General features: G+C 70.3%; 11 protein-coding genes. 8 read left to right on the top strand and 3 right to left on the bottom strand.

Features of this window, described 5'->3' with window-relative positions; genetic code table 11:
- The first annotated feature begins 2 nt into the window (after positions 1 to 2).
- The 7 genes from tal (at position 3) to ACFXKA_RS30225 (ending at position 10,025) form a co-directional block, all read left to right on the top strand.
- Positions 3 to 1,133 carry a transaldolase gene (gene tal / locus ACFXKA_RS30255; RefSeq protein WP_354846585.1) on the top strand — a complete coding sequence of 377 codons (1,131 nt, stop codon included), beginning with the start codon at positions 3 to 5 and terminating at the stop codon, positions 1,131 to 1,133.
- A 2-nt stretch (positions 1,134 to 1,135) separates the two neighbouring features.
- Positions 1,136 to 2,698: a glucose-6-phosphate dehydrogenase gene (gene zwf, locus ACFXKA_RS30250; RefSeq protein WP_354846582.1), complete on the top strand. Its 1,563-nt coding sequence runs from the start codon at positions 1,136 to 1,138 to the stop codon at positions 2,696 to 2,698.
- Entirely contained in the window at positions 2,695 to 3,603 is a 909-nt protein-coding gene (opcA, locus tag ACFXKA_RS30245; protein ID WP_379429902.1) for a glucose-6-phosphate dehydrogenase assembly protein OpcA, read from the top strand. The genes zwf and opcA overlap by 4 nt, the downstream gene beginning before the upstream one ends.
- Complete coding sequence (gene pgl / locus ACFXKA_RS30240) at positions 3,596 to 4,330, top strand: 6-phosphogluconolactonase (RefSeq protein ID WP_379429901.1); 735 nt, start codon at positions 3,596 to 3,598, stop codon at positions 4,328 to 4,330. The genes opcA and pgl overlap by 8 nt, the downstream gene beginning before the upstream one ends.
- 292 nt (positions 4,331 to 4,622) lie before the next feature.
- On the top strand, positions 4,623 to 7,526 hold the full coding sequence (locus tag ACFXKA_RS30235; protein ID WP_379429900.1) for a BTAD domain-containing putative transcriptional regulator: 2,904 nt from the start codon (positions 4,623 to 4,625) through the stop codon (positions 7,524 to 7,526).
- A 53-nt stretch (positions 7,527 to 7,579) separates the two neighbouring features.
- Positions 7,580 to 9,016: an FAD-binding oxidoreductase gene (locus ACFXKA_RS30230; RefSeq protein WP_379429899.1), complete on the top strand. Its 1,437-nt coding sequence runs from the start codon at positions 7,580 to 7,582 to the stop codon at positions 9,014 to 9,016.
- Positions 9,017 to 9,230: 214 nt separating this feature from the next.
- Entirely contained in the window at positions 9,231 to 10,025 is a 795-nt protein-coding gene (locus ACFXKA_RS30225; RefSeq protein ID WP_379429898.1) for a hypothetical protein, read from the top strand.
- A gap of 59 nt (positions 10,026 to 10,084) precedes the next feature.
- Here ACFXKA_RS30225 and ACFXKA_RS30220 read toward each other — a convergent pair whose 3' ends face one another.
- Positions 10,085 to 11,134, bottom strand: a complete 1,050-nt coding sequence (locus tag ACFXKA_RS30220; RefSeq protein WP_379429897.1) for an Lrp/AsnC family transcriptional regulator — start codon at positions 11,132 to 11,134, stop codon at positions 10,085 to 10,087.
- Between the two features lie 105 nt (positions 11,135 to 11,239).
- Between ACFXKA_RS30220 and ACFXKA_RS30215 the strand changes: the two genes are divergently transcribed.
- On the top strand, positions 11,240 to 12,403 hold the full coding sequence (locus ACFXKA_RS30215) for a lactate 2-monooxygenase (protein WP_379429896.1): 1,164 nt from the start codon (positions 11,240 to 11,242) through the stop codon (positions 12,401 to 12,403).
- Between the two features lie 4 nt (positions 12,404 to 12,407).
- Here ACFXKA_RS30215 and ACFXKA_RS30210 read toward each other — a convergent pair whose 3' ends face one another.
- Entirely contained in the window at positions 12,408 to 13,805 is a 1,398-nt protein-coding gene (locus ACFXKA_RS30210; protein WP_379429895.1) for an amidase, read from the bottom strand.
- Positions 13,806 to 13,936: 131 nt separating this feature from the next.
- Positions 13,937 to 14,908, bottom strand: a complete 972-nt coding sequence (locus ACFXKA_RS30205) for an alpha/beta fold hydrolase (RefSeq protein WP_379429894.1) — start codon at positions 14,906 to 14,908, stop codon at positions 13,937 to 13,939.
- Positions 14,909 to 14,915: the final 7 nt, after the last annotated feature.

Below are 14,915 nucleotides of genomic sequence, written 5' to 3'. Positions count from 1 at the left end.
TCATGACCCAGAACGCGAACACCGCGGCCCTGTCGGCCGCCGGGGTTTCGGTGTGGCTGGACGACCTGTCGCGCGATCGCATCAAGTCCGGAAACCTCCAGGGCCTGATCGACTCTCGCAATGTCGTCGGTGTCACCACCAACCCGACCATTTTCCAGGGCGCGCTCTCCAAGGGCCACGCCTACGACGAGCAGGTCACCGAGCTCGCCGCCCGCGGAGCCGATGTGGATTCGGCCATCCGCACCATCACCACCGATGATGTGCGGGCCGCCTGCGACGTGTTCGCCGAGGTCTTCGCCGCGAGCAACGGCCTCGACGGCCGGGTTTCGATCGAGGTCGACCCGCGCCTGGCCTTCGACACGGACGGCACGGTGGCCCAGGCCATCGAGCTGTGGAAGATCGTGGACCGGCCCAACCTGTTCATCAAGATTCCTGCTACCGAGGCCGGTCTCCCGGCCATCACCCGGGTGATCTCCGAGGGCATCAGCGTGAACGTGACGCTGATCTTCTCGGTGCAGCGCTACATCTCGGTGATGGGCGCCTACCTCGACGGTCTGCGCAATGCCGCGACCGCCGGGCACGACATCGCCAAGATCCAGTCCGTCGCCTCGTTCTTCGTCTCCCGCGTGGACACCGAGATCGACAAGCGTCTGGAAGCCATCGGCACCCCGGAGGCGCTGGCGTTGCGCGGCAAGGCCGGAATCGCCAACGCGCAGTTGGCCTATGCGGCCTACCAGGATGTGTTCGACGGCGGCAAGCACACCGACGTCTACGCCAAGCTGGCGTCGGCGGGCGGCAACAAGCAGCGCGCGCTGTGGGCGTCCACCGGTGTGAAGAACCCGGAATACCCGGACACCATGTACGTCACCGACCTGGTCGCCCCCAACACGGTGAACACGGTCCCGGAGAAGACCCTCGAGGCGGTCGCCGACCACGCCGAGATCGTGCCGAACGCGGCCGTCGGCAAGGCGGCCGAGGCGCAGGCGATCTTCGATCAACTGGTCGCGGTCGGTATCGACCTGGACGACGTGTTCGGTGTTCTCGAGACCGAGGGCGTCGACAAGTTCGTCGCCTCCTGGCAGGAACTGCTCGCGGCCACCACCGAAAAACTGCAGGTCGCGGGAGGAAACTGACGGTGGCAGGCGCGGCGACGACGGTCGCGACGCCGAACCCGCTGCGCGATTCACGCGACAGCCGGGTTCCGCGCATCGCTGGACCGTGCAACGTGGTGATATTCGGCGCAACCGGCGACCTGTCGCGCCGCAAAGTGCTGCCGGCCATCTACGACCTGGCGAACCGGGGGCTGCTGCCCCCGGGCTTCTCGCTGATCGGCTTCGCGCGCCGGGACTGGACCGATGAGGACTTCGCGAACCTGGTTCACGAGTCGGTGTCCTCCTCGGCGCGCACTCCCTTCCGGGAGGAGGTCTGGCAGCAGCTGAAGGCGGGTCTGCGTTTCGTTCGCGGCACGTTCGAGGACGACGCGGCCTTCCACAAGCTGGCCACCACCCTCAAGGATCTGGATCGGGATCGCGGGACGGGCGGCAATACCGCCTTCTACCTGTCGATCCCGCCCAGTGACTTTCCGATCGTGCTCGAACAGCTGTCGAAGAACGGGCTGGCCAAGCCGTCGGATTCGCCTGCGGGACAGCCCGATCCGTGGCGGCGGGTGGTGATCGAGAAGCCCTTCGGGCACGACCTGAAGAGCGCCCAGGAGCTCAATGCCCTGGTGAACACGGTGTTCCCGGAGCGTTCGGTGTTCCGCATCGACCACTACCTGGGCAAGGAGACGGTGCAGAACATTCTGGCGCTGCGCTTCGCCAACCAGCTGTGGGATCCCATCTGGAACGCCAACTATGTGGACCATGTGCAGATCACCATGGCCGAGGACATCGGTCTGGGTGGTCGCGCCGGCTACTACGACGGCATCGGCGCGGCCCGCGATGTCATCCAGAACCACCTGCTGCAGCTGCTGGCGCTGACGGCCATGGAAGAACCGGTGAGCTTCCAGCCCAAGCAGCTGCAGATCGAGAAGATCAAAGTGCTCTCGGCGACGAAACTCGTCGAGCCGCTGGACGAGACGACGGCGCGCGGCCAGTACACCGCGGGCTGGCAGGGCAGTGAGCCGGTGGTGGGCCTGCTGCAGGAGGAGGGTTTCGACCCCAACTCCCGCACCGAGACCTACGCGGCCATCACCCTGGCCGTGGAGACCCGCCGCTGGGCGGGCGTGCCGTTCTATCTGCGCACCGGCAAGCGGCTGGGCCGCCGCGTCACCGAGATCGCGGTGGTGTTCAAGCGGGCGCCGCACCTGCCCTTCGACCAGACCATGACCGAGGAGCTCGGGCAGAACGCGCTGGTCATCCGGGTGCAGCCGGATGAGGGCATCACCATGCGATTCGGGTCCAAGGTGCCCGGGTCGTCGATGGAGGTGCGCGACGTGAACATGGACTTCAGCTACGGCGAGGCGTTCACCGAGGACTCCCCCGAGGCCTACGAGCGGCTCATCCTGGACGTGCTGCTCGGGGTGCCGTCGCTGTTCCCGGTGAACGAGGAGGTCGAATTGTCCTGGCGCATCCTCGATCCCGCGCTCGCGCACTGGGCCGACACCGGCAAGCCCGACCCGTACGAGGCGGGCGGCTGGGGCCCGGAATCCGCCGACGAGATGCTCGCGCGCAGCGGGCGGGAATGGCGGCGGCCGTGATCATCGACATGCCCGACACCGACACCCGCGAGGTGTCGAAACGTCTTGTGCAGCTGCGGGAATCCAATGGCGTGGTGACCATGGGGCGGGTGCTCACCCTGGTGGTGTGCACGCTGGACAGCTCCGAGGCCGAGGACGCCATCGACGCCGCCAACGACGCCAGCCGGGAGCACCCGTGCCGGGTGATCGTGCTCGCGCGCGGTGACCGCATGGCTCCGACCCGGCTGGATGCGCAGATCCGCGTCGGCGGTGACGCCGGGGCGGCCGAGGTGATAGTGCTTCGGCTGCAAGGGGATCTGGTGCCGCACGAGTCGAGTGTGGTGATCCCGTTCCTGCTGCCCGACACCCCCGTGGTGGCGTGGTGGCCGCGGGGCGCGCCGGAGTTCCCGTCCAAGGATTCGGTCGGCCGCCTGGCGACCCGCCGCATCACCGACGCGACCTTCGCCTCGGATCCGCAGGAGACCATCAAGGGCCGGCGGCAGTCCTACGCGCCCGGCGACACCGATCTGGCCTGGAGCCGGGTCACCTACTGGCGGGCGCTGCTGGCGGCGGCGCTGGACGAGGCTCCGTTCGAACCCGTTGAGTCCGTGACGATTTCGGGCCTGCAGGAAGAGCCGGCGCTCGACATGCTGGCGGGCTGGCTGGCCGCGCGGCTGGACTGCCCGGTGTTGCGGCGCACCGGCGAGCTCAAGGTGGAGATGCACCGGCCCACGGTGTCGATCTCCATTGCGCGTCCACAGCACGGCCGCACCGCGACGCTCAGCCGGACCGGGGAACCCGATCAGAGTTTCGCGCTGGCCCGTCGCGAGACCAAGGACTGCCTGGCCGAGGAACTGCGCCACCTCGACGCGGACGACATCTACGCCGAGGCCCTCACCGGAATCGAAAGGGTGACCTATGAGTAAGCCCGCCGTCGAAACCTTCGCCACCACCGACGAACTCGTGCAGGCCGCGGCCGCGAAGTTCGTCGCCCAGGTGGTGGAGGCGCAGCGTCTGCGCGGCTCCGCCTCGGTGGTCCTGACCGGTGGCGGCACCGGTATCGCCCTGCTGGAATGGGTCCGCAAGGCCCCCGGCGACATCGACTGGACCAAACTCGACGTCTTCTGGGGCGACGAGCGTTTCGTCCCCACCGGCGACGCCGAACGCAACGAACTCCAGGCCCGCCAGGCCCTGCTGGACCACGTCCCGGTCGACCCGGCCCGCGTCCACCCCACCGAGACCTCCAGCGGCGACTACCCCGACCCGCTCGAGGCCGCCGGCGAGTACTCGGCCACCGTCCACGCCCACCTGGCCGAACACGGCGCCTTCGACCTGCACCTGCTGGGCATGGGCGGTGAGGGCCACATCAATTCGCTGTTCCCCCACACCGCCGCCACCCGCGAGGGACACGAACTGGTTGTGGCCGAAACCAATTCGCCCAAGCCACCGGCGGTCCGCATCACCCTGACCCTCCCCGCCATCCGCAAGTCCCGTCACGTGATGCTCATCGTCTCCGGCGAGGCCAAGGCCGCCGCGGTAGCCGCCGCCCTCCACGGTGCCTCCCCCCTCGACATCCCCGCCGCCGGCGCCATCGGCACCGAATCCACCACCTGGCTCCTCGACGAATCCGCCGCGGCAGATCTCCCGAGCTGAACGGGCGCTGGCCGACGAAAGGGGCGGACTCGCCACAAGAGTCCGCCCTTTCGTCTTGTCACCGGTCTCGCCCGGATGAGAGCAGCCCCGGCGCCGCTGCTCGACATCGGACCATCGCGACCGGTTGCTGGTGATGATCTCCCAATCCAGGTAGCGGGCGACCGCGACACGAATGTCGCGACCGTCCAGCACGGCTATCAGGTTCGAGACGTCTGGCCGAATCCACGTCGATGCGCGGTGCGGCTCCCGCGCCAGGTTAGATTGCTGGGCGAGAGCTGTAGTGAGGTGATCCGTGGGTGACACGCGGGGTGAAGTCGATGACGATGCCGTGCGGCCGCAGGTGCGGTTGCGGGTGCTGGGCGGCCTGGCGGCCACCGTCGCCGGGCGACCGGTCGATCTGGGCGGTGTGCGGCAACGAACATTGCTGGCGGCGTTGATCGTCGCGTTCCCGCACGAAGTATCGGCCGATAGGTTGCTGGAGCAGGTCTGGCACGATGCCCCGGATCCGTCGGTGAGTTCCCTGCATTTCGGGATCTCGAAACTACGCGATCGGCTCGAACCCGACCGCCGCCGCGGCGCCGAGGGTGTGATCGCCCGCTGCGGTACCCGCTATCTGCTGGATCTCACCGCGGACCGGATCGACGCGCACCGCTTCGCCGAGCAGGTCTCGGTCGCCGAATCCGCATGCGCAGCAGGCGATCTCGATGCCGGTTTGCGAGCCTACGAGGCGGCGCTGGGCGAATGGCGGGGCGCGCCGTACGCGGACGTGGCAGACGCCGATTTCGTTCGGCCCGAGATCACCCGGCTGGTCGCGCTCCAACTGCGGGCGCGCAAGGCCCTGGTGGAGTTGCGCCTCGACACCGGCCGCGTCGACGCCGCACTCGCCGACGCGGAGGATCTGGTATCGGCGCATCCGCTCGACGAGCGAGCCTGGGAGCTGGCCGTGCTGGCCCGCTACCGGGCCGGGCGCCAGTCCGATGCGCTTGCGGCCCTGCGGGATGTCCGCCGCCTGCTCGACACCGAGCTCGGTATCGAGCCGGGCGTCCGCTTGCGCGAGCTGGAGACCGCGATTCTGCGCCATGACGAGGCGCTGCTGCTCGGATCGGCGAAGCCCGCGCCGGGCGTCCCGCCCGCGACCGCGGCGGTCTGGCCGATGCCGGTTCCCCGCACCCAGTTGATCGGCCGCACAGGCGAACTCGGCGATATCGGCAGGGCCCTGCGCACCGCACGGCTGGTGACACTGGTCGGCACCGGCGGCGTCGGCAAGACCCGGCTGGCCCTGGAGACCTGCGGCCGGCTGCCCGCCGGGGACGGCACGTGGTGGGTCGATCTGGCCCCGATCGAATCCGATGAGCTGGTCACCGCCACGGTGGCCGCGGCCGTGCAGGTCCGGGGCGCGAGCTCGCCGGATCGGCTCGCGGACATCCTCGCGGACAGGGAATGCACGCTGCTGCTGGACAATTGCGAGCATGTCCTCGACGGAGTCGCCGCCGTGGTGAACACGCTGTTGAGCCACTGCCCTCGGGTCCGGATCCTGGCCACCAGCAGAGAGCCGCTCGAGCTCGACGGTGAGCGCGTCATCGAGGTCTCGCCCCTGGACGAGGCCGACGCCGTCGAGTTGTTCGCCGCCCGGGCCGCCGGTGTGGTCGACGGCTGGGCGCTCGATGCGCGGGTGCGCGAACCGGTGCGGCGGATCTGCGCCGACCTCGACGGCATTCCGCTCGCGGTGGAACTGGCCGCCGCACAGCTGCGGATGCTGTCCGAACAGCAGATCGCCGACGGCCTCGCCGACCGATTCACCCTGCTGGCCGGGGGCGCGCGCACCGCACCCGCACGCCAGCGCCGGTTGGCCGACACCATCGACTGGAGTTACCGTCTGCTCGATCCCGGCGAGGCGCGGCTGCTGCGTGATATCGCCGTCTTCGCCGGAAGTTTCGATATCGACGCCGCGGCCGCGGTGCACGGTGCGTCCGCACCGATGGCGGTCCTCGAACCGCTGACCGGTCTGGTGCGCCGATCGCTGTTGCGGGTCCAGCCCGCGTCGTCGCCGCGGCGCTATCGGATGCTGCAGTCGATCCGCGAATTCGCGCTGGCCCGTTGCGAACCCGACGAACTCGCCCGGGTGCGGGCCGCGCACCGGCGCACCGTGCTGGAGCGGTCCCGGGCCGCGGCGGCGCATCTGCGCGACGCGCGGTCGGCGCAGATGCTGGACGCGCTGAGCGCCGATATCGCCGAACAGCGCAGTGCGATCGCGTCCGCGTTCGCGGCGGGTGACCACGGCTATGTGCTGCGGCTGGCGGCGGCCCTGTACTGGTTCTGGTACCGGCGCGGGTTCATCGGGGAAGGCATCGCGGCGATCACGGGCGCGCTCGCCGCGACCGTGCCGCCGGCGCACGAGGTCGACGGTCCGACGTTGTCGGCCGCGCTGGCCGGTCTCGGCGGGCTGTACTACCTGTCGGGTGATCCGGTCCGGGGTGCGGAGGCGACCGAGCGGGCCGCGCGTGTCGCGGCCGAGGCCGATGATCGGGCCACGGTCGCGTGGATGCGGTCGTGGACAACGTATATGCGCGCGGTCGTCGCGCCCTCGGCCGCGTCGGCGGACGCGGCCCGGGCTGCGGTCGCCGAGGCCGGTGCGGTCGGCCGGCCATGGCAGCTGGCCGAGGCCCTGATGATCGAGGGCATGATCCTGCGCTTCACCGAGCGCCCGGATGCGGCGCGAGACGCACTGCGCGAGGCGGTTTCGGTCGCCGAGCGGTGCGGGCACCGCTGGCCGGTCGCATCCGCGTCGTGGACCCTGGCCCGCTGTGCGATGGCCACCGGCGACGCGGCCGACGCCCGCACGGCGTTGCGCACCATGCAGACCGCGCTGGAGCTGGACGGGGATGTCACCTCGTGGCTGGTGATGGTGCACACGGCCGCGGCGCTCGCCGCCCGCTGGGGCCGCCCTGCCGACGGCGCCCGCCTGCTCGGGGCGGTGCGGGCGCTGGGAGGGCGGATCGGGTTCCTGCCGGAGGTGATGGATCCGCTGGACGCGCCACGCGAGGCCGACGCGGTCCGGTCGGCGTTGCCCCCGGCCGACTTCGACGCGGGCCTGGCGGCGGGTGCGAGCATGACGCGCGCCGAGGTGAACGCACTGGTGAGCGCGATCGGCGCGGAACCCGCCGGTGTTGCTGGGCGGGAGCTAAGTTCGCGCTAAGCGCGCCGCGGTCTCCTGGAAATCGATCAGCACCATCGACTTTCAGGAGCCCCATGTCCAGCGTCTTCGATCCGCCCGCGCCGACCGCCACCGGGCGGCGGCCGATGCCGAGTTCCGTGCTCGCCGAACGCCTGCGAGCGGCGGTCGCCGGTGAGGTCCACACGCCCGGCCAGGACGGCTACCGGTTGTCGGCGACCGGATTCAATGTCGCGACCGAGCATCGGGCCGCGGCCATCGTGGTGGCCAGCAGCGCCGCCGACGTCGCGGCCGCCGTGAGCATCGCGAACGCGACCGGCTACGCGGTCGCGGTGCAGGCCACCGGTCACGGGGCCGCTCCTACGCCGCCGGAGAGCATCCTCATCGACACCGCATTGCTGGACGCGGTGTCGATCGATCGCGATCAGCGCACCGCGACCGTCGGCGCAGGCGTTCGCTGGCAGCGTGTCCTGGACGCGGCCGCCCCGTTCGGCCTCGCCGCGCTCGCGGGGTCGTCCACGAGTGTCGGCGTGGTGGGCTACACCCTGGGCGGCGGTCTGGGCCCGATCGCCCGCACCTACGGTTTCGCCGCCGACCACGTCATCGGCATGGAGGTGGTGACCGCGGACGCCACCCTGCGCCGGGTCTCCCCCGATACCGAACCCGAGCTGTTCCGGGCGCTGCTCGGCGGCGGCGCGGCATTCGGGATCGTCACACAGATGACCTTCCGGCTGTTCCCGATCCGCACCCTGTACGCGGGCGGCCTGACCTACCGGATCGAGGACGCGGCGCAGGTGCTGCGGGCCTGGCGGAATTGGATGGCAACCGTGCCGGAGACCGTGACCAGTTCGGTGGCGATCCTCAATCTGCCTCCGCTGCCGGAGATTCCGGAGCCGCTGCGCGGAGCCACGGTGTTGCACCTGCGCTACGCCCATGTCGGCGACCTGGCCGAGGGCGCCGCGCTGCTGGCGCCGCTGCGGCCGGTGGCGGCGCCGTTGCTGGACACCGTCGCCGAAATGCCCTACGCGGCACTGGCTTCCATCCACAACGACCCGGTCGACCCGATGCCGGCAGCCGATCGCGCGACCCTGCTGCGCGAACTGCCCGACGCCGCCATCGACGCGCTGCTCGAGGCTGCCGGCCCGGCGGGCGGCCTGCCCATCACCATGGCCGAGATTCGCGCCCTCGGCGGCGCGCTCGCGCGAGAGTCGCTCGCCCCGACCACGGTCGCGGGCCGGCAGGCCGCCTTCAACCTCCTCACAGTCGGTGTGCTGGCGCCACCGATCGCAGCGCTGGTCCCGGCGGCGCTGGACACTGTGATCGCTGCGCTCTCCACCTGGAGTCTGAACGCGGCCACACCGAACTTCGCCCCGGATCCGCACGGCCGGCCCAGTGCGGAGACCATGACCGCCTGGACAACCGCACAGCGCGATCGCCTGGTCGAGGCGCACCGCCGCTACGACCCCTCCGGCGTGTTCGCCCCGGCCGCCCGCTGGACCGCACCCCGGCATTGACCTCCGGCGGCGAGCCGGTGTCCGGCGGGACCTGCCACCGGTCGACAGACCACGCGGGGTGCGGCAGGTCCGGTCCGGGGGCACCGGCTCGAGCCGGGTGCCGGCCGCCGTCCGGGCTCGGAATCGGGTAGTTCACTACTCGCGAGCTCGCGCCCGGATCGGCCTAGCGTCGGGCACAGGCGTCGAAAGGTTCGGCGTGCGTGGAGGGAATGCCATGATCGACATCATCACGTTGCGGGGTACCGGGGAGCAGCGGAACAGCGATGGGACGCCGGCGGGCATGCTGCACGATGTCGCCAAACTGCTGGATACGGGGAAGTTCCGGTGTTTCGAGCCGGATTGGCCGGCTTCGATCGGGCCGGATCCGGATGCGTGGGGGCCGTCGCTGGATACCTCGGTGCGGCTGGGGGTGGCGGCGGGGGTCAAGGCATTGCAGGATTCGCCGAATGTGTGTGGGCTGATGAGTTATTCGCTGGGCGGGATCGTCGCGAGCACGATTCTGCAGGGAGTGCGAGCGGGCATCTACACCAATGTCGACGGGTCGCCGCTGGAGATCGCGTTCGTGGTGAATATCGCCAATCCGATGCGGCGGGCGGGGCAGTCGGTCGGGAATCTGTGCCCGGCAACGACGTACGGGCTGCACGGGCAGCGGGGGGCGTGGCCGCTGGGGATGGATGTGCGGGAGTACTCGAATCCCGGCGACATCATCACCGCTTCCCCCGCCGATTCGCCGCTGCGGGCCATCGATACCGCGATTTCGCCGTTCTCGCTGGTCGAGGGGGCACGGATCGGGAATCTGACGCCGGTGATCTTCCATGAGCTGCTGGAGTTCCTGATGCAGAATCCGGTGGCGAACCTGAATCGGTACGAGGCGGCGGTGCGTGGGCTGATCGGGTATCTGACGCCCTGGCCGGACGGGCAGCACGTGCTGTATTCCGGGCACAATATGCCGGGCACGGGCATGCTGTGGACGACGCATGCGGCGGAATACCTCAACGCGAACTTCTGAGACGTCTCAGCCGAGAGTTGGCGTCGAATTGCCGTGCGCCGGTGACAGATTGTCAGCTTTCAGTGCGAATCACCCTGTGCCGGTGCAGTTTCCCGCCAGATATCCGGCGGCACCGCGATACGGGAGCGGCCGTGGCGGTCGAGGATGCGGCCGAGCAGTTTCTCGTGCCGCAGGGTGATGGTGCGTTCGGTCACGACGAGCTCGGGATGCAGTGTGGCGATCTGGTCTTCGAAGCGGGTGACCTCGGCGACCGAGTGCAGTCCGGCCTGCAGCACCAGATTGTGGGTGCCGCTGACGGCGGCGCAGTTGCGGGTCTGCGGGAGCCGGATGAGCCCGTAGCCGATCTCGGGCAGCGCGGCGGTGGGCGCGGTCGCCCAGAAGGTGACCGCGACCGGCCAGCCGCCCAGCGGGCGCGCGAAATCGCAGCGGAAGCTGAGCAGTCCGAGCCGGGTGAGCTCGTCGATGCGGCGTTTGACGGTGGAGGCGCTGGTGCCGAGGGCGGCGGCGAGGACGCTGTGCGCGGCGCGGCCGTCGCGGGCCAGTGCGCCGATGAGGGCCCGGTCCAGCGGGGTGACGCCGCGGCCGCGGTCGACCCCGGCCGGAGCGGGCGTGGTGCGCAGCTGGTCGCGCTGGCCGGGGGCGAGGGCGTCGATGCGCCAGCTGCCGCCCTCGGCGAACCAGTGGGTCACGATGCGGGTGCGCACGGCCGCGATATGCGGGACGGCCGGCAGCACGTCGAGGGTGTAGCGCGACATCTGCCCGAAATCGCCGGTGGCCACGGTGGCGAGAATGCGATTGCTGCCGCCCGCGCGTTCCAGGGTGAGCATGTGCGGATGCGCGGCCAGCGTGGCGACCACCGCATCGGTCTGCCCTGCGGCGCAATCGATGTCGACGAAGGCGGCGCACAGCAGATCGAACACCGACGGGCCGGGTGAGACGCTGATCCACGCCTCGCCGCGGTCACTGAGCCGTTGCCAGCGGCGGGCCACGGTCACCGGGTCCACGCCGAGCACTCGCCCCAGGTCGGTCCACGACGCGCGGGGCCGCAGCTGCAGGGCGTGAATGAGCGCGAGCTCCTCCTCGGTCAGCAGCCTGACGTCATCCTGCACGGTCCGGCACCCTCTGCTCGTATCCTGCGATTCACCCGTGCCCGATGCCCAGTCTCGCACAATCGCAGTGTCGCTTTCGGCAGAGACGGAACTGGAGAGTGCGTCGTGGCATTCGGTGATTTTCAGAACGAGATCTACTTCGACGGGTTGCGCGGGGTGGTGCCGGCGCTGCCGGTGAGCTTCGCGGAGCTGGCCGAGCGGGCGCAGGCGGCGCTGCCGCCGGCGGTGTGGTCGTATGTGGCGGGCGGCGCGGGCGACGAGCGCACCCAGCGGGCCAATGTGGCGGCCTTCGATCGGTGGGGCGTGATTCCGCGCATGTTCGTGGGCGCCAAGCAGCGTGACCTGTCGGTGGAATTGTTCGGAAGCACCTGGCCCGCACCGGTTTTCATGGCGCCGGTGGGTGTGATCGGCCTGTGCGCGCAGGACGGGCACGGTGATCTGGCGACCGCGCGGGCCGCGGCGCGCACCGGCGTCCCCATGGTGGCGTCCACGCTGAGCGTGGATCCGATGGAGGACGTGGCGGCCGAATTCGGTGACACCCCCGGCTTTTTCCAGCTCTACACCCCCACCGACCGGGATCTCGCCGCCAGCCTGGTGGAGCGGGCCGAGCGGGCGGGGTTCAAGGGCATCGTGGTCACCCTCGACACCTGGGTGACCGGCTGGCGGCCGCGCGATCTGTCCACCGGTAATTTCCCGCAGCTGCGCGGGCACTGCCTGGCCAACTATTTCACCGATCCGGTGTTCCGGGCGAGCCTGGCGCAGTCGCCGGAGCAGGATCCGCAGTCGGCCATCCTGCGCTGGATCCAGGTCTTCGGCAATCCGCTGACCTGGGCGGATCTGCCGTGGCTGCGGTCGCTGACCAAGCTGCCGCTGATCGTGAAGGGCATCTGCCATCCCGAGGACGCGCGTCGCGCCCGGGATCTGGGCGTGGACGGCATCTACTGCTCCAATCACGGTGGCCGCCAGGCCAATGGCGGGCTCCCGGCGCTGGACATGCTGCCCGAGGTGGTGGCCGCCGCCGAGGGGCTGCCGGTGCTGTTCGATTCCGGGGTGCGCTCGGGCGCGGACATCATCAAGGCGCTGGCGCTGGGCGCGTCCGCGGTCGGCATCGGCCGCCCCTACGCCTACGGGCTGGCGCTGGGCGGCGCGGACGGCATCGTGCACGTGCTGCGCACGCTGCTCGCGGAGGCGGATCTGATCATGGCGGTGGACGGGTATCCGGCGCTGAAGGATCTGACGCCCGACGCACTGCGCGCGGTCTCGGTCTAGCTCGTCACTGCTCGATGCGGCGGAAGGGGTGGACCGATTCGAGGGCGTAGGCGAGTTCGAGCAGGGTGCGTTCGTCGCCGTGGAGGGCGGAGAACATCATCCCGATGGGGAGACCGGACTCGGATGCGCCCATCGGGAGCGAAAGGGCCGGGGCCCCGGTCACGTTCGCGAACGGTGTGTAGGTGACGTAGTCCAGCAGGCGGCCGAACACCTCGTCGAAGGGCTGACCGGGGCTCAGGTAGCCCAGGCGGGGTGTGAGATTCGCCAGCACCGGGGACACCACGAGTTCGACGTCGTGGAAGGAGGCCGCGTAGGCGCGGCGGAGGCGCGAAAGCCGGTACAGCACAGCGGGTGAGCGCAGGGCGGAGCCGTGGAAGCGGGCGGCCAGGCCACGGGTGAAGGGATCGAGGCGGGCGGGGTCGAAGGACCGGCCGAAGCTCAGTTTGCCGGTGTGGCTGCCCAGGAAGGCCAGCATCGCCCAGTAGGTGGCGAAATCCTCGGCGAACCCCCGGTCCACCGGGTAAGGGATGGGCCGCACCTCGTGGCCGAGGCCCTCCAGCAGCGTGACGGTCTCTTCGAGGACCGTGCGAATCTCCGGGTCCAGGGTTGCCCCGGTGATGGGATCGCTGAGCAGGCCGATACGCAGCCGCCGCTGGGCGGGCCCCTCGACGAGCCCGATCGGCGGCAGCGCGGGATTGCGCCAGAAGCGTTCGGCCGCCGCGAAATAGGTGGCGGTGTCACGGACCGTGCGGGTGAGCACGCCCTCGGAGACCAGGTTGATCGGCATGGAACGAGCCTGCGGGCCGTCGAGGTGACGGCCACGCGTCGGTTTCAGGCCGACCAGCCCGCAGCAGGCGGCAGGAATCCGGATGGAACCGCCACCGTCGTTGCCGTGGGCGATCGGCACCGCGCCCGCCGCGACGAGGGCGGCCGAACCACCCGACGAGGCGCCCGAGGAGAACTCGGTGTCCCACGGATTGGGGGTCGGTTCGGCATCGACGAATTCGGTGGTGGCGTTCAACCCGAACTCCGGCAGCGTGCTCTTCCCGAGCACGGTCACACCGGTGCCCAGAAACTGTTTCGCGAAGGGTCCGTGCGCCTTCGCCGGCCGGGCCCGCCAGGCCGCACTGCCGTGCTGGGTCGGCAGCCCGGCCACGTCGGTGTTGTCCTTCACGAAGGCCGGCACGCCGTACAGCAGCGCCTCCCGGTCCCCCGAGATCAGCGGCGGATCCGCCTCCACCACAACCGCGTGCAACACCGGATCCACGTGGGCCACCCGCTCCCGGGCCGCCTTCGCGACCTCGGCCGCACTCAACTCACCGCTGCGGATCAGCGCGGCAATGGCCACCCCGTCATGCTGGCCGAGCGCGTCATCGCCGAAAGCGTGAACTCGAACTGCCATGAACCGGGCCTCCTGATCGACAACACCCGATATCTGCCCGACGGTACGCCTCTCACTGGACGCCCGAACAGCAGGATCCTCGAATCGACCGGTGACCGGGCCTGGTGTCCCGGGCCACCGGTCCGGTCGGGTTACGCCGGGAGGCCGAGGCTCTTCAGGGCATCGGTCAGGAAGGTGTTGACCGCGTCGGGGCGCTCGAGCTGGACCAGGTGGCCCGCGGCCGGGACCTCGACGACCTCGCGGAGGTCGGGGACGTTGGCGCGCAGGGTGGCCAGGGGGTCGCGGCCGCTGAAGCCCTCCATGTCGGGGTCGTTCTGGCCGTAGAGGAAGAAGGTGGCGACTTCGACCTTGGCGTCGGCGTAGGCGGCGGTGAGTTCCCAGTTGCGGTCGAGGTTGCGGTACCAGTTGAGGCCGCCGGTGAAGCCGGTGCGCTCGAAATCCTGGACCAGGGTGTCGAATTCGGCTTCCGAGAGCCACGGCCAGGGCAGGGCGGGCGCCTGCGGGAGGACGTCGAGGTAGCCGAGGCCGGGCGGGTTCTTCCAGGTGTCGAGGTAGTGGTAGTCGCCGGAGAGCGAGTAGTAGACCCGGGCCAGGAAACCGCGCGGGTCCGCGGCGAGTTCGGCGTCGGCGATGCCGGGGGTCTGGAAGTAGGACAGGTGCAGGAAGTGGCGTTCGGCCGCCTTCGTCCAGAAGGCCGACGGGGCGCGCGGCGGGCGCGGGGCGAACGGGTTGTTCAGGACCATGGCGGCGGCCACCCGCTCGGGGGCGCGCAGGCTCAGCTCCCACACCAGCTGGGCGCCGAAGTCGAGGCCGACGAACACCGCCCGCGCCGCGCCGATGTCGTCGAGCAGGGCCATGAGGTCGCCGATGACGGCGGCGTTGGTGTACGCCTCCGGGTCGGCGGGCGCCTCGGTGCGGCCGTATCCGCGCAGGTCGGGGGCGAGGGCACGGTAGCCGGCCGCGGCGACGGCATCGAGCTGGTGGTGCCACATGAACCAGGTGTGCGGAAACCCGTGACAGAAGACGACCGGGAAGCCCTCGCCCTGATCCGCGACGTGCATGCGGACCTCCCCGGTGTCGATCGTCCGATGCGTCAGTTCCACTCCGCCT

This window comes from Nocardia sp. NPDC059228, assembly GCF_042754245.1.
Classification (GTDB): Bacteria; Actinomycetota; Actinomycetes; order Mycobacteriales; family Mycobacteriaceae; genus Nocardia.
Note: the sequence above shows the minus strand (reverse complement) of the source record. Positions and strands in the feature narration are given on the sequence as shown.